Annotated in this window: 18 protein-coding genes; 2 read left to right on the top strand and 16 right to left on the bottom strand. The window is 32.2% G+C overall.

The window, feature by feature from the left end; translation table 11 throughout:
* Positions 1 to 110: 110 nt before the first annotated feature.
* The 9 genes from ACEN2I_RS13215 to ACEN2I_RS13255 form a co-directional block, all read right to left on the bottom strand.
* Entirely contained in the window at positions 111 to 1550 is a 1440-nt protein-coding gene (locus ACEN2I_RS13215) for a nucleoside recognition domain-containing protein (protein WP_441766570.1), read from the bottom strand.
* Between the two features lie 128 nt (positions 1551 to 1678).
* A complete protein-coding gene (locus ACEN2I_RS13220; protein WP_441766571.1) occupies positions 1679 to 2392 on the bottom strand; it encodes a 3'-5' exonuclease in 714 nt (237 codons plus the stop codon).
* A 73-nt stretch (positions 2393 to 2465) separates the two neighbouring features.
* Positions 2466 to 2690, bottom strand: coding sequence for a hypothetical protein (locus ACEN2I_RS13225; RefSeq protein WP_441766572.1), 225 nt, complete (start codon positions 2688 to 2690; stop codon positions 2466 to 2468).
* A 33-nt stretch (positions 2691 to 2723) separates the two neighbouring features.
* A complete protein-coding gene (locus ACEN2I_RS13230; RefSeq protein WP_441766573.1) occupies positions 2724 to 3200 on the bottom strand; it encodes a methylated-DNA--[protein]-cysteine S-methyltransferase in 477 nt (158 codons plus the stop codon).
* Between the two features lie 182 nt (positions 3201 to 3382).
* The gene (locus ACEN2I_RS13235) at positions 3383 to 4207 is read right to left on the bottom strand and encodes an NAD-dependent epimerase/dehydratase family protein (RefSeq protein ID WP_441766574.1); all 825 of its coding nucleotides are present in this window, start codon (positions 4205 to 4207) and stop codon (positions 3383 to 3385) included.
* 290 nt (positions 4208 to 4497) lie between these two features.
* Positions 4498 to 5367 carry a tetratricopeptide repeat protein gene (locus ACEN2I_RS13240; RefSeq protein WP_441766575.1) on the bottom strand — a complete coding sequence of 290 codons (870 nt, stop codon included), beginning with the start codon at positions 5365 to 5367 and terminating at the stop codon, positions 4498 to 4500.
* An 18-nt stretch (positions 5368 to 5385) separates the two neighbouring features.
* On the bottom strand, positions 5386 to 7794 hold the full coding sequence (locus ACEN2I_RS13245; protein WP_441766576.1) for a M28 family peptidase: 2409 nt from the start codon (positions 7792 to 7794) through the stop codon (positions 5386 to 5388).
* A 14-nt stretch (positions 7795 to 7808) separates the two neighbouring features.
* Positions 7809 to 8156 (bottom strand): hypothetical protein, encoded by a 348-nt coding sequence (locus ACEN2I_RS13250; RefSeq protein ID WP_441766577.1) that lies wholly within the window; start codon positions 8154 to 8156, stop codon positions 7809 to 7811.
* Between the two features lie 267 nt (positions 8157 to 8423).
* Positions 8424 to 9953, bottom strand: a complete 1530-nt coding sequence (locus ACEN2I_RS13255) for a GNAT family N-acetyltransferase (RefSeq protein ID WP_441766578.1) — start codon at positions 9951 to 9953, stop codon at positions 8424 to 8426.
* A gap of 178 nt (positions 9954 to 10131) precedes the next feature.
* Here ACEN2I_RS13255 and ACEN2I_RS13260 point away from each other — a divergent pair, with 178 nt between their 5' ends.
* Positions 10132 to 10455, top strand: a complete 324-nt coding sequence (locus tag ACEN2I_RS13260) for a single-stranded DNA-binding protein (RefSeq protein WP_441766579.1) — start codon at positions 10132 to 10134, stop codon at positions 10453 to 10455.
* 66 nt (positions 10456 to 10521) lie between these two features.
* On the opposite strand, the gene ACEN2I_RS13265 is transcribed toward ACEN2I_RS13260, so the two are convergent.
* The 5 genes from ACEN2I_RS13265 to ACEN2I_RS13285 all read right to left on the bottom strand — a co-directional run bounded on the left by ACEN2I_RS13265 (position 10522) and on the right by ACEN2I_RS13285 (position 14631).
* Complete coding sequence (locus ACEN2I_RS13265; RefSeq protein ID WP_441766580.1) at positions 10522 to 11214, bottom strand: DUF2461 domain-containing protein; 693 nt, start codon at positions 11212 to 11214, stop codon at positions 10522 to 10524.
* Positions 11215 to 11292: 78 nt separating this feature from the next.
* On the bottom strand, positions 11293 to 11478 hold the full coding sequence (locus tag ACEN2I_RS13270) for a hypothetical protein (RefSeq protein ID WP_441766581.1): 186 nt from the start codon (positions 11476 to 11478) through the stop codon (positions 11293 to 11295).
* 308 nt (positions 11479 to 11786) lie between these two features.
* Positions 11787 to 13259, bottom strand: a complete 1473-nt coding sequence (locus tag ACEN2I_RS13275) for a hypothetical protein (RefSeq protein ID WP_441766582.1) — start codon at positions 13257 to 13259, stop codon at positions 11787 to 11789.
* A 35-nt stretch (positions 13260 to 13294) separates the two neighbouring features.
* Positions 13295 to 13924, bottom strand: coding sequence for a CatA-like O-acetyltransferase (locus tag ACEN2I_RS13280; RefSeq protein ID WP_441766583.1), 630 nt, complete (start codon positions 13922 to 13924; stop codon positions 13295 to 13297).
* Positions 13924 to 14631: an HAD family hydrolase gene (locus tag ACEN2I_RS13285; RefSeq protein ID WP_441766584.1), complete on the bottom strand. Its 708-nt coding sequence runs from the start codon at positions 14629 to 14631 to the stop codon at positions 13924 to 13926. The genes ACEN2I_RS13280 and ACEN2I_RS13285 overlap by 1 nt, the downstream gene beginning before the upstream one ends.
* A gap of 324 nt (positions 14632 to 14955) precedes the next feature.
* Here ACEN2I_RS13285 and ACEN2I_RS13290 point away from each other — a divergent pair, with 324 nt between their 5' ends.
* Positions 14956 to 15969 carry an HAD family hydrolase gene (locus ACEN2I_RS13290; RefSeq protein ID WP_441766585.1) on the top strand — a complete coding sequence of 338 codons (1014 nt, stop codon included), beginning with the start codon at positions 14956 to 14958 and terminating at the stop codon, positions 15967 to 15969.
* A gap of 58 nt (positions 15970 to 16027) precedes the next feature.
* On the opposite strand, the gene ACEN2I_RS13295 is transcribed toward ACEN2I_RS13290, so the two are convergent.
* Positions 16028 to 16912, bottom strand: coding sequence for a DMT family transporter (locus tag ACEN2I_RS13295; RefSeq protein WP_441766586.1), 885 nt, complete (start codon positions 16910 to 16912; stop codon positions 16028 to 16030).
* Between the two features lie 107 nt (positions 16913 to 17019).
* Positions 17020 to 18510 (bottom strand): hypothetical protein, encoded by a 1491-nt coding sequence (locus ACEN2I_RS13300; protein WP_441766587.1) that lies wholly within the window; start codon positions 18508 to 18510, stop codon positions 17020 to 17022.
* Between the last annotated feature and the right edge of the window lie 135 nt (positions 18511 to 18645).

Genomic DNA, 18645 nt, shown 5'->3' on the forward strand with positions numbered 1-18645 from the left:
TCATTATCTTCTGTTACAACTTCGTCCATAGATTTTGTACCTCCATAAGAAATCCATCGGCATAAATTTCCAATTAACAGAAAGATCAATTTTGATATTTGCTTCACATTTTAAAAAAACCAACTCGCCACAAAAATAGCTGTAATAACACAAATAAGGTCAACTAACAACATTGTTGTTAAAGCGTAGCGGGTATTTTTAATATTTACAGAGCCAAAGTAAACCGCAATTACATAAAAAGTACTTTCGGCGCTGCATTGAAAAATACTGCTTAACCTTCCTGTCATCGAATCGGCACCAAAGGTATTCATCGAATCAATTAAAAATCCTCTTGATCCAGCGGAGCTAAATGGTCGCAGCAGCGCAACTGGTAAAGCATCTGTAATTTGTTTATTTACTCCCATATTCGAAAAAACAAACGCCAAAGCATTACTTATAATATCAAATAAACCACTATTTCTAAATAACGAAATAGCCACTAACATTCCCAAAACATACGGAAAAATGGTAACTCCTGTTTTTACGCCATTATTGGCTCCCACAACAAACGAATCAAACGGAGTAGTATTGGCATCGATAAATTTTTTCTCTTGTTTGAAAGAATAAATCAATGTAAAACCAATAATTGCTAATAATATTAGTCCAGATAAATTAGAAGTAAAATAATTTTTCCCAATTAAATCCAAATGATTGATGTACATCAATAAACCAATGATTGCTCCAATTAATGCCATTAGACCAACGACTAAAGAGGCACTTTTAAAGTTAATTTTTTGTTTGATTCCTACGATTAAAAAAGCCGCAATAGAACCAATAAAAGAAGTGATAATGCAAGGCAACATTACATCGGCTGGATTGCTTGAACCAGCGGCTGCACGATACCCAATAATAGAAGTAGCGATTAATGTTAATCCCGAAGCATGTAAACACATAAACATAATTTGTGCATCACTTGCTGTATCTTTGTCGGGATTCAATTCTTGCAAACTTTCCATAGCTTTTAAACCAAAAGGCGTTGCAGCCGAATCTAAACCTAAAAAGTTAGCAGCAAAATTTAATGTCATATACGATATCGAGGGATGATCTTTAGGAATACTTGGAAATACTTTTACAAATACAGGACTTAAAACTTTGGCTAATTTTCCTGAGACACCTGATATAATCAGCAGTTCCATTAATCCACAAAAGAAGGCTAAATAAGCAATAAGCGGAATAATAATATCAATTAAACTACTTTTACAAGTCGCTAATAAACCATCAGATTTTTGTACACCGCTGTAAATTTGTACCGTCTTGTTTTTGTAAACGTAAGTGGTATCAGCATTTGATAAATCACGATTTACAATCATTGTTTTATTTTCTTTCAGTTCAATACTGTCTCTAACAAATGCAGGAACCTGATCGATATATTTTTCAGATATTAAAATAGGATCACCTTTGGCTCCATTCAAAACATAATCAACGGTGTACGTTGTGCCAGAAAATAAACTAACAACCACGAATAAAATGGAAGACACAAAAATTACAAGCCAGAATCTACTTAATACCATAATTTTTTAATTTTTGTAAATGTAACAAATCAATCACAATTTCAAAATTCAATTGCAATGTCAATGAAAGAATTCTCAAGCATAAAAAACGGAATATTGATTTAATGTTTTTTTTGAAATTTTATTTTTCATACATGAATAATTTCATCCTCAATCAATAAATCTTCACGGCGCAAGCGAAGGAAAATCTGCGCTACTGCAATTGTATCTTTTTCGCAATACGTTACAATTCGGTCGATATCTTTTTCTACATAAAAAACATGGGCAACCTGACTTCCGTCAATATCTCCTTTTGGAGAAGGAACGCCTAAAATTTTAGTAAGCAACTTTAAAGAAGTAAAATGTTTGTAGTCGCCAAACTTCCATAATTCTAAAGTATCCAAATGCGGAATTTCCCAAGGTTTTTTACCAAATAGGTTCAGTTTATCCGGAATTGCAATTTGGTTGATAATCATTCGCCGCGCCATAAACGGTATATCAAATTCTTTTGCATTATGTCCGCACAAAAGATGCTGTGGCTGATTAAAATGATTGTTTAGCAGATTGTTAAAGTCTTTCAGAATCTTCTTTTCATCTCCAAAAAAAGAAGTTACTCTAAAATTTCGAATGTCGCCTTTGATTGTAAAATACCCAACCGAGATACAAATGATTTTTCCGAATTCTGCCCAAATTCCGGCACGATCGTAAAATTCTTCCGGAGTGAAATCGTCTTTACGCTGATATTGTGTTTTCAAATCCCAAAGCGATTGCATTTCTGTATCCAGCGAATTAAAATTTTCTTCTTCGGGAACGGTTTCTATGTCAAGGAATAAAATGTTGTTGAGGTTTATTTTTTCAATCATTATTTTATGGACTTCTTAGATTTATACTTAAGATTATTTACAAATATGCGTAAAATTCTTACTATTATTAAATTTATTTTACAAATCTGAAGTTAACACCAAGTTTATCTGCTTTTTGTAAAAATTCTTTAGCTAAATTTTCATCATCTATTTCCAGAATTATCTGAACGTCGTCTAAAAGATTGTCTAAATTAGTTTTAGCTTCTTTTAAATCTATTCCTAACATTTCTTTTTGCAACATTACAAATGAAACTGCTGTTAATCCTTCACTCCAGCTTTCAAAAACTACTTTTGGCATACTTTATTTTAATAGATCTAAGAATATTTATGTTTAAAACAAACTTTGCTGTTTAGTTGGGTTTTCATGTTCTAAAAGCCATTTTTTGCGAGACAATCCACCAGCGTAACCTGTTAAAGATCCATTTGTACCAATAACCCGATGACACGGAATCACAATCCATAATGGATTTTTACCATTGGCCGATGCCACCGCGCGAATCGCTTTGATATCGCCCAGTTTTTTGGTTTGATCCATATAACTAATGGTTTTTCCGTACGGAATTTCTAATAAAGCTTTCCAAACTTTTTGCTGAAATTCTGTGCCTTGCGGATTCAGTTTCAAATCGAAATCAGTTCTTTTTCCTTCGAAATATTCTTCCAGTTGAGAAACGGCTTTTTTTAAAACATCCGGAATTTCTACTGAAACTTCATTTGAGTCTACATCTAAAACGGAAATGACAGCAATACCGCTTTCGTCTCCAGTAATTTTGGTGATTCCTAAAGGCGAGTTGATATAAGCTGTTTCCATAAGTTTTACTGAAAGTTAGCAAAGTTTTTAAACTATATAAGTTATGTAAGTTAATTTAAGTCTTCTCTTTTTTACGAAAAGACAGAAAGGTTTCACGCAAACTATTCAAAGTTTGTTGTTGTTGCATTTTAGTTTAGAGACCACAAAGTTTTGCAGTTTGCTTTTTTATGAACTTATATGGTTTAATATTCGTCCAATTTAAATTTATAGTTTAAATTGTTTTCAATTTTTTCGCTTGAAATAGTCTTTTTGATATTCGATTTTTCTGTACTGAATTTGGGTGAAATCAGGTTTTGCTCTTTTGCTTTTTGTATATAATATGTTGAACGTGATGGATGAAAAGGCGCAACAGCGTTGAAAACTTCATTCCATTTTGATTGATTGATGATCGCTTCGATAATTTCGATACAATCCTTTTGATGAATTAAATTTACCGGAGCATCTGCATTTTCTAAGTTTTCTTTTCCGGATAAAGAAGTTACCGGATGACGGTCTTCACCAATTAATCCGCCAAAACGTAAAATTGTAGTTTCGAAGTTTTTATTTTCTTGCAGAATTGCTTCTGCTAAAAGTAATTGTTTACCGCTTTCGGTTTCTGGATTCGGAATTGTTTCTTCGGTAATGAAATCATTTTCATTACCATAAACAGAAGTTGAGCTGACAAAAAGTACTTTTTTTACGGGTGATTTTTCTATAAATGGAATTAGAATTTGTATTTTTTCTACAAAAACCTTTTGTAATAAATTTGCTGCAGCAGCATTAGTTCCTCGTAATTTGGGCGGAATATCAATAATTAAAATTTCGCTTTCTGCCAAAAAATCAGTTATAGATTCTGAAACACCTGCGATTTCAAGCGTAACTAAAAAAGGATTTATTCCGAAATCTTTCAAAACAGAAAGTTTATTTTCAGAAGTTGTTGATCCCTTGACCGGATGTCCTTTTTCGATTAATTTTTTCGCTAGGGACAAACCCAGCCAGCCACAGCCTAAAATACTTATTTGAGTCATCTATTATGAGTTTCAGAGTTTCAAAGGTACAAAGGGTGAAGCTAACTTATAAGAGTTTTTCTTGGCCTTTGTTATTTTTTCAATTTATTAGATTAATACTCCTCCAATTCAAATTTGTGGTGCTTTATTCTTAAAAAATTGAATTAAATAAATGTTCTACATTCCATATTAAGTAACGAAAGTTATATGAAACCTAAGATATAGTTTCGTTTCAAGTTTGAATATCCTGCTAATAAAAAAAGGGCTAATTTTAAATTCAAATTTGCCCTTTTTTATTTTTAAAAACAAAATTATTCAATTGCAATATTGTTTTCTGTTGCAATTTTCCTGAAAACGTCTTCTTTATTTTCTTTCTTCATTTTTTGATAAATAGCTCCCATTATAGTTTCAGTATCTTTTATATAATCTGATTTATCCGTGGTATAGATTCTATGGGCTTTAAAAATTTGATCCAATGCTTTTTCATCATTGTTTAGGGCAAAATTGCTTTTTCCTGCTCCAAAATAGCCTTCTGCATTATTAGGATCGTATTTTATCAGTTTTTCATAATAGGTAATAGCCGTTTTGTAATCAGTTTTTAAAGAGTAGACCACACCAATATTCATTAATGCAAAATCTCCCTGAGGATAAATATCAAGTGATTTTTTATAATATTTTATGGCGTTATCATAATCATTTAGCTGTCTGTAACACATGGCAATATCATCAAGGGCCAAAACAAACTTTGGGTCTTTTTTTAAGGCCATATGCAGACTCTCAATAGCCAGTTTATAGTTTTGGTCACGCATGAAATCCTTGGCAATAATATAAGAGTTTTGTGCCTGCTCATTTTTTGATTCAGAATAGAATGGGCTCATTTTACTTTCTAATTCTATTTTAGGAACTTTATCGCAGGTCTTTTTTAATTCAGTATTTGAGCTTTCTAAAAGATTTTGAATGCCTTCAACAGTATTTATTGACTCTCTTACTTTTATATCTGTATCGCTTAAAACTACATCAGTCATAGAAGTACTTAAACAGGAAGCGTAAATTTCTTCTGTTATTTCAGTTTTTTTATTTAAACAATCACATGTTTGTTTTGCTATTTTTTCCTGAATAGTCTGAGAAAATCCGAACTGGAAACTGAAAATAATTAAGAGAACCAAGAATGCTTTTTTCATTAATTTATTTTTAGATGATTATTGATTTATGACTTCTTTTTTAATTTTCATTATAGGTTTTAAGCTATCTTTTAACATGTTAAGGCTATCATTTACAGGAGCAGTTTCTAAAGGTTTTAGAGGTGCAGTATATCTTTTTATTTTTTGCTGAATCAAAACTGCATCATTTAAAACAAAAGGTGTCGGCATCATCCAGTCACTTCTCGGTTTGATCTGAAACAGCGGATTTGTCAATAAATCAAACGAACTTTCGATTAGATCCATATCAAGAACAGTTGATCTGTTAATATAGAATTCCAACACAAGAGGTTCGTTGCCCACAACATAATAACATAAAACCTTATTATCATCACGTTCTAAACGATTTCCTTTTTGCCCGGAAGTCGAAACGCCATTGGCTTTAAAATCGTAAAAAGTCATTTTTCTATTGGCAAAAATATCGTAACGATTCACTTTTCTGTTTGGCGTAATTTTTATTTTTAAGTATCTGTTATTCCCAATCACACTGTCTTTAAGAAAAGCAATTGTTGGTTTTGGAATCTCTATTTTAGGCGCAATGGCACTATACGTAAAAGTAGAGTTGTATTTGCTTGCTATTGGTAGTCCATTTAAACCAACTGCCTTTTGGTTTATATTGCCAAGATACGTTTTTGTCCAATCGTCCAGATTTTTATCATAAGTGGTCCAGACTGCAGAATCAGTGTCTGCATTATAAACGTACAATAAACTGTTTGATTTTGCTTTTCCGGGTTCATAGTCTGAATGGTATCCTGCATAAACAAAAAAGCTGATTGCTATGATAAAGAAAAGCATCGTCCAGGCGCCTTTTCTATGAAAGGTTCCAAATATCGGGAGTAATAATCCAAAAAGCAATACGGTAAGGACTGCACTACCGTAAAGAATTTTTAAACCTAAGCCTATTGGAAACATTAGAATAAATGGTGCTACTATTGCTAATGCCGGAATGCTGAATAATAAATTTAAGCCCAGACTATAATGCTGCGTAATGACAAAAGCGCCTAATAAAAATATTCCAAAATAAACCGGAATAATCAGGAATCCGGCGCCAGTTAAGCTGTTAGCTAAAAATAAATTGATGATAATCCAAAGCAACAAAGGTGCTACATAATGATTCATCGTGATTTTTGTTTCTGAAAAATGATGATAAAAAGCAAAACAAATGGCAATGCTAAGTGCTACAAATGCTGCAATATAAGCATGACCATTATAGGTAAAACCATTTAGTAAATCTGAGTATTGAGGATAGATCTCCAGAATAATTTTCCATCCTAAAAAAGTTACCAGTCCTGCAATGATAATAGATCCTAATAAAGGCACAAAACCTTTAAAGATTTCTCTAAAAGTAATAATGCGCTTTACTTTCCCTATAAATATGAAGAAAATTAACAGCCCTAAAGCAATGACTGACATTGGAAAAACCCAGGAAAAAGAATAATTAATAAATCCGAAAGGAATACTAAAATAAACATGGTCTTCTGTAGTTTGAATAGAATTTAAATCAATATTTGAAAAGTATTTTAATAATGGCATGAAGTAACTGCCCTGATGCGCTAATGTAGTTTTGTTTAAATGCTGGATATCATCTTGTTGTGTGTGGTAATTATAATGACCATCAATAAAGGCAAAATTAAATCCCTGAATGTTTCCCTGCTTTCTAAAAACAGTTAAATCAGTATCGTTGGGGAGCATTTTATAAATACTGTACATCAAAGAATTTGAAACCGGATATTTTACCTTTGCTCTCGAAAACTCTCTTACAAGGCCTTCGTTTCCATTGTTGGTTTCCATCAGCATATAACTTGGACCGGAAGAGCCTCTTGCTTCAAAATTTAAAACCAGACCAACATCTTTTGCCCAAGGATGATTGTTAACAAAAAGGGCAGCTCCATTTAAACCTAATTCTTCGGCATCAGAGAAAAGAATTATAATGTCATTTTTGTGCTGTTCTTTAGCATATAAAAAAGCCCGGATTCCTTCAAGAATTGTCGCAACTCCTGAAGCATCATCGCTTGCTCCTTTAGAAAATGAATGTGGAGCGCTGTCATAATGTGAAAGCAATAAAAGGGCCTTTGAACTATCAGTTCCTTTTATGCGGGCCAGAATATTTTTTGATTTCACCAAAAGACCTTTGTCATTAAGGGTAAAACCTTCCTGAATACTGGTTTCTAAACCTATTCGGTTTAATTCCAATTTAAGGTAATTAGCTACTAACTGATGATTTGTTGAGCCGACAAAGTGGGGTTTTTGGGCTATAATCTGAACCTGATTTAGAGCTCTTTCTGTTGAGAATTCAGCAAGGGCTTCTTCGTCTTTAGAAATCCATTGGGGCATCATTGAGGCAAATATGAGAGCCAGGATTACTAAGATACTTAAAAAAGCTAGTATTGAAGTAGGATTTTTTTTCATAATGGTAATGTGTACTAAATTTCTTTTTTTACGAGCATAAAATAATCATTGTCCAAAGACCGATATCCCTGGTCGTATAGGAAATAGTAGGTATTTCCTGTTTTGGTTTGCAAAATATTGGTAAAAAAATCAAAATCAAAGCCTTTGTTTATCAATTTATCACGTGTTGCTTTTGATTTTCCTTCCGAATTTAACTCAGACAAAATTCGGTAATTTTTACGCAATTTATTGTTTACATTGCGCATAAAATTCGTGCTGTCTTTATTTATTTTATTGTTGTAGGCATTTCGACAGCTGTCAGAGCAAAATTTCTTGTCTTCCCGGCCTACAATTTTTTCGGAGCATTCGAGGCATGTTTTCATGAGTTTGTTTTTAAGTTGAAAATAAGGCAACTTTATATGTTTATTTTGAGCGGATTAATTATTTTGTTTGCTAACATCGTTCCTGCTTTCCCCTTTATTTCGGCACTGCGTTACGAGGATGCCGGCTCAAACAAAGTTCACTGAACTCCAATGAAAATGGAAATTAAGTGAAGTAATCAGGGCTAGGTTAATTTTAATGGTTTTTAAAACAAATCCAGCAGCCAAAACAACTCAAAGTGACGTAAGCTTTAGAATTAATTTATTAAATCAAGGATTTATCTTCCTAATTTCATACAAATCATCTCGTCTGTCTTTTAAAATCCTTACACTTCCATGCTCGTGCAATTGTTTCAGTAAATTCAGGTCTACATCAACTATCAAAGTCATTTCGGTATTCGGAGTTGCTTCTGCTTTGATACCATTACTGGGAAATGCAAAATCAGATGGCGTAAAAACGGAGGCTTGTGCATACTGAATATCCATGTTATTTACTTTTGGCAGGTTCCCAACACAGCCCGCAATCGCTACATAACATTCGTTTTCTATGGCACGTGCCTGAGAACAGTGTTTTACACGCGTATAGGCGTTTTGAGTATCGGTTAAAAAGGGTACAAACAAAATATTCATGCCTTCATTAGCCATAATTCTCGAAAGTTCCGGGAATTCGACATCATAACAAATTAAGATTCCAATTTTACCACAGTCGGTATCAAAGGTCTGAAAATGTGATCCACCTTTCATTCCCCAATGCTGTACTTCGTTTGGTGTTACGTGAATTTTGGTATACATTTCGGAAGTTCCGTCTCTTTTGCATAAAAAACCAACGTTATATAAATTCCCATTATCTAAATAGGGCATACTTCCGGTAATAATATTGATGTTGTATGAGATGGCGAATTCCTGGAAACGTTTTCGAATTGGATCTGAATGCCGGGCAAGTTCCCGAATCGCTTCTGCCTCTGATAAATGATTATAATCGGCCATTAAGGGCGCGATAAAAAGTTCCGGAAATAAGGCAAAGTCACTTCCATAACCAGAAACAACGTCTATAAAAAATTCTGCCTGTTCAAAAAATTCTTCAATATTATTAAGAGGGCGCATTTGCCATTGCACAAGTCCTAAACGAATAACGCTTTTTTCCAGATTAATCAGTTTTGGACTTTCGTCATAATAGACATTATTCCATTCTAAAAGAACTGCAAATTCTTTTGACTCTTCATCGCCTTCCAGATAGTTTTTGATAATTCGTAAGACATGAAAGTCATTACTTAACTGAAAAGAAAGCACAGGATCGTGTAATTCTTTGTGTTTTACTTTATCAATGTAATTTTTTGGCGTCATTTTTTTGGAATGCTGCGCGTAATTCGGAATTCGTCCTGCAAAAACGATGGCTTTAAGATTCAATTGCTCGCATAATTCTTTTCGGGCATCATATAAACGTCTTCCCAAACGCAATCCTCGATAATTGGGATGTATAAAAACGTCGATTCCATACAATATTTCTCCGTTTTGATTGTGCGTTGAGAAAGAGTAATCCCCTATAATTTGTCTGTAATTGTGTTTTTTGTCTACTAATTTTTCATCAAGAATTAGCGATAATGCAGAGCCTACAACTTTACCATCAACCAGTATAACCAATTGGCCTTCAGGAAATATAGAAAGTAATTTTTTAATTTCATCGGCTTCCCAGTAAGAGTCGGCCATTTCCGGATAGGATTCAACCATTGAATTTTTCAATTGTTTGTAATCGTCAAATTCTAAATTTCGTAACTCTACCTTGTTGATTTGGGTTTGCATAAACTATGATTTCTCTCAAATATAGTAAAAATATTTCCATTTACAAACGGTTACAAATAGTTACAACCGAAAGTAAATAGTTTGCAACCGAATAATTTTTGAAAGGTATCACATCTTTGCCCTGTTGAATTTGACGAATGAATTCAATTTTATATAAACCTTAAAAATAATATACGCCATGAAAAACAAAGTACAATTAATCGGAAACGTAGGTAATGATCCTGAAATCAAAACATTAGAAAACGGAAAAAAATTAGCGCATTTAAATATTGCAACGAATGATAAATATACGAATGATAAAGGCGAAAAAGTAGAACAAACGGAATGGCACCGTATTACAGCCTGGGGGAAGACAGCAGAAATTATCGAAAAATATGTGGTAAAAGGCAAGGAAATCGCCGTAGAAGGAAAGCTTACTCATAGGAGCTACGATGATAAAAACGGCGAAAAGCGTTATGTAACTGATATTGTTGTAAATGAAATTTTGTTGCTAAGCAAATAACCCCATAATTTGCTATTCGAACCCGACAGTTTCTTAAGATCTGTCGGGTTTATCATTTTAGAAAATTTATAAAACAGATGCACCGTTTACATCTGTCGTAAGCACTTCGCTCATATAATCGAAAAAAGGCCTCATGTTTTTGCAGGTTTCTAAAGCTTTTTCTAAAAAATGATCACTTAAAACTTCTTCATCTGAAAAATGTTTCATAATCAAAAATTGTTTGTAGCGAAGTAAATCGATGGCTTCGTGATGTATATCAAAATCTTTTGGTGCTGTTTTAAGCTGTTCTCCTTGTAAAGTTCCAAAAGTGTTTATAAAAGATTTTGAATTTAGGATTTTTCTAAATGATTCAGCATCATTATCAAATTCGCTTCTTATGCGTTTTAAATCAGCTGCATTTGGTCCCCAAAAGCCACCTGCAAAAAAACTGTTTCCCTGTTCGAGATGAAAATAATAGCCCCCTCGTCTTGCGGCTGTTGCACGGGTAAAGCTACCTCCCCAAAAAGTTTTAAAAGGGGTTTTATCTTTAGAAAAACGAATATCACGATAAATACGGTAAACACTTTTTTTACCTGATGATGTTTCTAAAATATCTGTTTTTGAAAGTTCCTGAAGCAAAGCATCAGCAAAAGTTTCAATATGGTTTAATTCTTTTAAATAGTTTGTTTTATTAGCCTCAAACCAGAACTTGTTATTGTTTTCTTTAAGCTGAAGCAAAAAATCAAGACTGGATTTGGGTATAAGAATTTGGTTTTTCATATATGTTGATCATTATCAGAAAGGTAATTCTATTTAAATTAAAAACCCACCAAATTTCTTGATGGGTTTGTATATTTGTTAAGCTGTTTTTTTGATTAAGTCAAACATAGGACAACGAGTACAACGTTTCTTTTCGCTTTTTTTATATTTCTCACAACAAGAAGACTTGCAATTTTCAAGCTTCTTGATGTTTTCAAGGATATCTTTTTTCTTCTTTTTCTTTTTATCCTTTTTCTTGTCCTTATCTTTCTCTTTCTTGCTCATCCTCTGAATTATAAACAGGACAAATATAAAAGAAAAATATTATTTTTATGTGTTCTAAATAAACTTTAACTTTTCTATTAAGGGTTCATCACAATAGAGCTGTTAACTGTTAGTTGTTGAATATCAATATTAAATAAGTAAAATCCACCTTTATCATCATCAATTAGGTTGCTTTATCATCGATTGAGTTTTAGCTTCTTTTCCAATTTATTCAGACACATACACGTATAAAAAATGTGAGCTGTATCATTTTTTTAAATAATGTGCACATAAAAACAGCAACACATATAGATTAATACTCACTAAATTTAGTAGGACTTAATTTTTTCAAAAGACGCCGGTTGAGAAAGAATAGCCTTATTTATAATTGGGTTTCTTTCCTCATAATTGAATCCGTCTGTAAATTTCCGCATAATATATTTTTTTGAAGCCAGATCATAATAACCCAAAATGTAGTAATCTTTTAGTTTAAGGATATTTTGCAGCGCAACATTTTTATTGATACTTAGATAATAAAAAACATTATCAATTGCCAGAGGTTCTGCTTGCTTTTGATGTACAAATGATAAATCAGAATTGAGCATGGCATCAAAATAAACTATTTTGCTTTCGTATTCTGAATATCCTCCATAGTCATTATCAAAAAAATCTGCAAGCGCATTACTCTGTATGTAATTATAACCTGAAATCTGATATTCTGCAAATCCACCAAAGGATATAAAGGTGTTTTTTTTGTTTTTAAAAGCTGTTATTCCGACGTTTAGACTAGAAAGTTGTTTTAAAAATCTATCAGTGGTTTTAATTTCCTGAGGTTTTTTATCGTTTATCTGTAAAAGCAAAGGGGAGTTTTTGAAACTAATTGTATCTTTTTTTGAAACTTTTACACTTTTAAGCGTTTTGCCAGAATCAAAATCTTTGATTTCAAATAATAGTTCTTCTTTGGCTGCCTTGATTTGCAATAATTTATTGTCGTAAAAAAAAGAATTTGAAGTTCTGGATGATTTTTTAGTGACAGGCTGATTAAAATTTTTCTCTGTAACTTCAGCGTTTGTAAGGTTAAGATCTAAAATTTTGGTTTTGTTTAAACTGTAATCAAATGTCAGCAGAATATGTCCATCTGACAAATACATTTTGGTTTTGTGAATTGTTTTATCTAAGGTATTAAGATTGTCAATCTCCATTTTTTCAATTGGATAATATCGAATTACAGTTTTAAAAGCCAAATTTTGTCCTTTTTCATTCTGAAATTGTATACCCGATAAGTCAAACATTTTTACTTCTGCTTTTCCGTTATTGAATTCATAAAGTACTAAATGCTGTTGATTTTTTTCTTTACAGAGAATGTAAAAATCATTGTTTTTTTGAAAAGTTGTAATAAGAGATTCATTATTTGGCGATAAGTCAAAATTTAAAGCCTTTGTCGTTTTTGTTTCCAGATAATATTTAATGATTCTGATGTTTCTTAAATTGTCTGTTGCCCAATAAAGAAGCGGATTCCCGTCATCGCTTATACTGTAACCAATTAATGATCTGTTTTCTGCAAGTTTTATCGAGTCGGTAAATTGATTGGTAAGGAAAAGAGATTTATTATATTTTAAGATATTGATGTATTTATCATCGGCTGCAAAAACATAAATATCATTGGTTTTTACATCTTCGGCATTGAGGATTTGGCCATTTTCTAAAGGACTGTTCAGGTTTAATGAAAAAGAATTTAATACCGTCTGACTGAATAAGACAGCATTATAAAAGACGCAAAAAATAAGGAATAATTTTTTCATGTGTTTTTACGCTCAAATATTGTTCCGTTTCTGTTTTACTCATTCATAAGTTCTTGAAAAAGGTCTGCAAATTTTCCAACATGCAATCCGTCCATTAAGCCATGATGAACATGGACAGACATTGCCATTGTTTTTTTACCATTATCTAAGGTAATCATTTTTCCAAAAGAAATTTTAGGACAGCTGTCAGGATAGGAATAACTGCGGGCATGTGAAAGAGAAGTGAAATTCAGCCAAGGAATTGCCGAGAAATGAATCACATTATCATCATCAAATGATCGGGTAAAAAGACCGCTTGTATTCTGGATGCGTTCAGTTTCTGCTAAAGCATTTTTTTCAAAAATCGTATAGTCAGGATTATATTCCATTAAAGAAAACCCAAAAGTACCATCTTCGCGACCAATTGTTGCCGAGACATCCACACGATTATTGATGTAAATTTGATCTTCAGAAATTCGATATTTAAAATTTTCAATTGCATTTACAGCAACCAAAGTTTTATGCAGGTAAGAGATAAAAAATGATGTTTTGAGGGTTTTGGCTTTTTGATAGGCTTTCGTACAATCAATTTCTACAGTAGCGCCAAAAAAAGGTTCTTCCATTTTACTGAAATGTGCAAAATGCTCTTTCCTGTTCCAGTTTTCTAAATCTAAAAGGGTTTTCATTATAATAAATTATGGACAACTTCTGTGATTTTTTCGAAAGAACTAAAATGCTCGTGTTCTACTTTATGATTGATTTTTTCATGTTCCCAAGTGGTATGAAACGGAATATGAACAGCGTAACCACCAATTCCTAAAACAGGCAATACATCTGATTTTAAAGAATTTCCGATCATTAAAAATTCGTGTGGCTGAATGTCCAGACGGCCTAATAATTTTTGATAATCAATTTCCTGTTTGTCTGACATTACTTCGATATGATGGAAATAATGACCCAAACCAGATCGGTGTAATTTGCTGTGCTGGTCTTTTAAGTCGCCTTTTGTGGCTACTACCAGTTTATATTTTCCGTGTAATGCTTGCAGTGTATCTTCGATTCCATCTAAAAGTTCGATGGGTTTTTCGAGTAACTCTTTTCCGTATCGGATGATTTTTTCAATAACTTCAATCGGAATAGTATTGTTGGAGATATTCATGGCAGCCTCTATCATCGATAAAATGTATCCTTTGATCCCATAACCGTACAAAGGTAAATTCTCAATTTCGATTTTAAATAATTGTTGCGAAATACCTTGATGCGAAAGATAATCTTCCATTAAAGCACAAAATTTATGTTCGGTTTCCTGAAAGTAAGGTTCGTTAACAAACAAAGTGTCATCTGCATCAAATGCGATTACTTTTAAATCCGGGATTTTATTTTTATGTAACATCTGTTTTTTTCTAAAATGTATTGGTAAAGTTATTTCTTCTTATTGCGATACACAATAATTTAACCTGAAATTTAAGAATATAAAAACAAAGCCAGGAGTTAAATTATAGTAAAAGCAGGATTTTGATTTCTTCATTACTGAATTATAAAATGACATCAAAAGACTTTTATTATGTTTCATTTTATAAAATGAAACCATCTAATGTCTTATAAGAATAATGATTACTTTGTTTAATGGCTAAATTTGAGTCACTTAATAAACTTTTCTCATTGAAGAGTTTCCGTAAAACTCAGTTTTTAATTAATGACTTAAAAAATAAACATTATGTCTAAAAAAATAGTTATCCTTCCCCTGTTTTTATTATTGCTGGTTTCCTGTAAAAAGACAGATACCATTACAACAGCCAATCCTGAAGATAGTACAGCAGTAGTTGCAACAAACTCTGACCCATTACCTAACTGGAATGCGGGAGTCTTGAAAACAGATATCATTGCTTATGTTGAAAAAGTAACAAAAGAAGGAACACCCGATTTTATTCCGGTTGAAAGCAGAATTGCTACTTTTGATAATGATGGTACGCTATGGTCTGAAAAACCTTTGCCTCAGGAATTATTTGCTTTTTATCAGGTAGAAAAAATGGTTAAAGCCAATCCGGAACTAGCAAAAAAACAACCTTATAAAGCAGTGGTCGAAAAAGACAAAGCTTATTTTGAAAAAGGAGGGATGAAAGCAATTTTAGATCTTGTGGGGGCAACACATACCGGAATGACCGAAGATGAATTTGAAGCTTCCATCAAAGCGTTTTTTGCTGAAGCTAAAGTTCCCGGTAAAAATGTTCCTTTAAAGCAAATACGGTATCAGCCTCAATTAGAATTATTAAATTATCTGAGAGCAAATGGTTTTAAAACTTTCATTGTATCAGGTGGAACAGTTGAAGTTATTCGCGGTATCTCTGCCGATTTCTACGGAATCCCTAAAGAACAAGTGGTGGGGACTTCGTTTAAATATAAATATGATCCTAAAAAAAATATGATTATAAGAGAATCTGACTTAAGTCATTTCGATGATAAAGAAGGAAAACCTGTTGCAATACAACTGCATATTGGTCAGCGTCCAGTTTTTGCCTGCGGAAATGAAGGTGCAGAAGGTGATCTGGCCATGCTTAAATTTTCTCAGGGAAATAAATATCCATCTTTTCAGTTAATTGTAAATCATAATGATTCAATTAGAGAATCCTATTATCAGGAAAAATCGAATCTCTCTTTAAGTACCGCTGCACAAAACAAATATCATGTGATGAGTATGAAAGACGATTGGAAAAAGGTTTTTGCCGATTAATTTTAACATCATTCTAAATCAAAATCCCTTCTGTAAAATCTAAACAGAAGGGATTTTTTTATTTTCTGAACAAATATTGAAATGAAATGGGTTTATCATAAAAAGTAATTCGGATTCCAAAAAGCAAAATGATACCTCCAAAAACCATTTGTAAAGTTATTTGTTCTTCTAAAAACAAACTGGCTAAAACTGCAGTAATTACAGCCTGACTCAGTAAACTTAATGAAACTCTGGTCGCCCTCATATTTTGGGTAGCGTAGCTAATAGAAAGCCAGGCACACAATTGACAAATAACCGCCTGAAGAACCAGTACAAACCAGCCAGTGTCTGAAAAACCGGTAAAAGGCTGATTTAAACAGTAGCAAAGAATTCCCAAATAAATACTGGAAGCAATCAGACTAATCGTCATAAACGATAAAACATCAACTTCCGAAAGTACATTTTTGCTGACCAAAAGATAAATCGAATACAGGATTCCGGATAAAACGGCAAACAAAAACGCCTGATCAAAATTCAGTTCCATAAAAAAGCCAAATCCAACCAAAGTCACCATTCCGAATAAAGCAACAACGGTTCCGATCCAGAAATTAGTTGCCGGTTTTGATTTCAAAAACAAAAAAGAACCAATTCCAACCCAAAGCGGTGCCAAATTTGTCAGCAATGAAGCCTGGGTCGCACTCGAATCCTGAATCGCAATATTCCAAACCGCAACATCCGAAGAAAACAAAATGCCACAAAGAATAGCTAAAAGAGTTAGTTTTAGATTTGGAATTTTTAAGTTTTTAGTCAAAAGGACATAAGCCAAAAGCAGAATCACAGCAAATGTCATTCGGTAAAAAGCCGATATCAATCCCGGAGCCAGTTTCAGTTTAATCAATATAGGAAAGATTGAAATACAAAGTATTCCGCAGATTAAGGCTAATCTTGGTTTGGTGAGTTTCATTTGTTTATTATTTGATCGAAATGCAAAATTAGTGTTTTGAAAGTGTTCTTATAAAAAAACTCCCGAATTGCAGAATCGGGAGTTTTATAAATGTAATTGTATTGTTATTATTCCGTAAAACTAAAAATCTGATATTTTTTATTTTTGATATTGTAATTCCCGAGATATAAATTTTTGTCGAACTTAAAAAGTATTAAATCTTTGTATAAATTAGTTTTAAAAAGCAAAAGATTTTCACGGATTTCCTTATTCTCTTCAAGGAAAATTCGAGCTTTTTCAAAAGCAGAAGTTTTCAATTTTTCATCAATATGATTAAAATTGGAATCGAAAAGGCAGTTAGTATAAACTACAAACTTATCCCGGTAAGAAATGAGATTTTCAATAGTATGATGTGTTCCATATGAAATTGGTACCAATCCGCCATTAACCAAACCAATTCCTGTTACACTAGAAGACATTCCCATTACAGATGAAAAATTTTGATGATATCTATCAACGCTGCTTCCTATAGCTGTATAATATGTTCCATTTAAATTATAACAGGATACGCTGGGGAAATTGTGGATCTTGCGAAGAAATTTTTCTGTATTTAGAATCGTTTTTTTATCCTCAATACTGGCATTTTCCTGAAAAAACTCAGAATTATTAAAGTCTATTTCTTTATCATGAAAAACTTTAAATTCCTTTATTTTGTTTCCATCAAAGTCACTAACATTAAAAAATAAAACAAATGAATTCGTTTTAAGCTGCAGAATTTTATTATCAATTAAAAATGAATTTGATCTAAATTCAATTGCTCCATATTCTCCCTTAACAGTTTTCGGTTGTGCAATGTATTTAAGGTTTGGAGTAAAGTCTTGAAGATTAATTCTTAATACATGTGTTCCATTTGAAGTATTATCAATAGTGAAAATAACTTCGTCATGATTATAGGTGTAAATTTTGTATCTTTTAGCACTAAGTGCTAATGATGGCGGGCTGTCATTATCTATAGTTTGAAAAAATGGATCTGCAGATTCATCAGTTAAAACAGTATATAAATCTTTAGGATTATCAAATATATTTTTAAATTCCAAATGAGAAAGATCTACAATTTTTTCATTTAAATTACCATTATTATCTGAAATGTAGAATTTCAATATACTTGTATTCTTAACAATTGTAATTAAATAAAAAGTATTATTAATGGTAAGTTCCTTAACGATTTTTTCTTTTTTTAATTCTAAAGTGATCGGGGTTGTATGGGTCTCTTTATTTGTGAAATTAAAATGCTGAACATTAATTTCTTTTCTGTCTTCAGATGCCCAATAAAGGAAATAATTGCGATCATTCCTGCTATATCCAACAATTTCCTTATACTTTTTTTCTGGTCTTGTTGTCGATAAAGAATCTTTTATGTCAAATTTTTCATCAAATCTAACAGAAGTTATATTTTCTTTATCATTTAAAAACAAAATAACTTCTTTGTCGGTTTCGTTTGTCACCTGAAAATAGTCTCTTTTCTTGTCTAATTTAAGGTCAAATTCCTTTACAATTTCCTGGGAAAAAGAGACCAAACCATTTAAAAATAGAGAAGCAAGTAATATTTTTTTCAACATTATTTCACTGTATTTAGTTTAGGGCGAATATCTTGCTTTTTTAGAAATAAAATATATTTTTAAATAAATTAAATAAAAAAGCGCAAATCAATTAAATGTATAATCGATTCACGCCATTTTATGTACTATAAAACT

Origin of the sequence: Flavobacterium sp. W22_SRS_FK3, assembly GCF_052113665.1 — a bacterium.
Classification (GTDB): domain Bacteria; phylum Bacteroidota; class Bacteroidia; order Flavobacteriales; family Flavobacteriaceae; genus Flavobacterium.

Excerpts from the sequence above, each read along its gene's own strand:
- ACEN2I_RS13300 (WP_441766587.1), bottom strand. The coding sequence starts at position 18,510 with ATGTTGAAAAAAATATTACTTGCTTCTCTATTTTTAAATGGTTTGGTC.
- ACEN2I_RS13225 (WP_441766572.1), bottom strand. The coding sequence starts at position 2,690 with ATGCCAAAAGTAGTTTTTGAAAGCTGGAGTGAAGGATTAACAGCAGTT.
- ACEN2I_RS13245 (WP_441766576.1), bottom strand. The coding sequence starts at position 7,794 with ATGAAAAAAAATCCTACTTCAATACTAGCTTTTTTAAGTATCTTAGTA.
- ACEN2I_RS13285 (WP_441766584.1), bottom strand. The coding sequence starts at position 14,631 with ATGTTACATAAAAATAAAATCCCGGATTTAAAAGTAATCGCATTTGAT.
- ACEN2I_RS13240 (WP_441766575.1), bottom strand. The coding sequence starts at position 5,367 with ATGAAAAAAGCATTCTTGGTTCTCTTAATTATTTTCAGTTTCCAGTTC.
- ACEN2I_RS13290 (WP_441766585.1), top strand. The coding sequence starts at position 14,956 with ATGTCTAAAAAAATAGTTATCCTTCCCCTGTTTTTATTATTGCTGGTT.
- ACEN2I_RS13265 (WP_441766580.1), bottom strand. The coding sequence starts at position 11,214 with ATGAAAAACCAAATTCTTATACCCAAATCCAGTCTTGATTTTTTGCTT.
- ACEN2I_RS13215 (WP_441766570.1), bottom strand. The coding sequence starts at position 1,550 with ATGGTATTAAGTAGATTCTGGCTTGTAATTTTTGTGTCTTCCATTTTA.
- ACEN2I_RS13255 (WP_441766578.1), bottom strand. The coding sequence starts at position 9,953 with ATGCAAACCCAAATCAACAAGGTAGAGTTACGAAATTTAGAATTTGAC.
- ACEN2I_RS13250 (WP_441766577.1), bottom strand. The coding sequence starts at position 8,156 with ATGAAAACATGCCTCGAATGCTCCGAAAAAATTGTAGGCCGGGAAGAC.
- ACEN2I_RS13280 (WP_441766583.1), bottom strand. The coding sequence starts at position 13,924 with ATGAAAACCCTTTTAGATTTAGAAAACTGGAACAGGAAAGAGCATTTT.
- ACEN2I_RS13270 (WP_441766581.1), bottom strand. The coding sequence starts at position 11,478 with ATGAGCAAGAAAGAGAAAGATAAGGACAAGAAAAAGGATAAAAAGAAA.
- ACEN2I_RS13235 (WP_441766574.1), bottom strand. The coding sequence starts at position 4,207 with ATGACTCAAATAAGTATTTTAGGCTGTGGCTGGCTGGGTTTGTCCCTA.
- ACEN2I_RS13220 (WP_441766571.1), bottom strand. The coding sequence starts at position 2,392 with ATGATTGAAAAAATAAACCTCAACAACATTTTATTCCTTGACATAGAA.
- ACEN2I_RS13275 (WP_441766582.1), bottom strand. The coding sequence starts at position 13,259 with ATGAAAAAATTATTCCTTATTTTTTGCGTCTTTTATAATGCTGTCTTA.
- ACEN2I_RS13295 (WP_441766586.1), bottom strand. The coding sequence starts at position 16,912 with ATGAAACTCACCAAACCAAGATTAGCCTTAATCTGCGGAATACTTTGT.
- ACEN2I_RS13260 (WP_441766579.1), top strand. The coding sequence starts at position 10,132 with ATGAAAAACAAAGTACAATTAATCGGAAACGTAGGTAATGATCCTGAA.
- ACEN2I_RS13230 (WP_441766573.1), bottom strand. The coding sequence starts at position 3,200 with ATGGAAACAGCTTATATCAACTCGCCTTTAGGAATCACCAAAATTACT.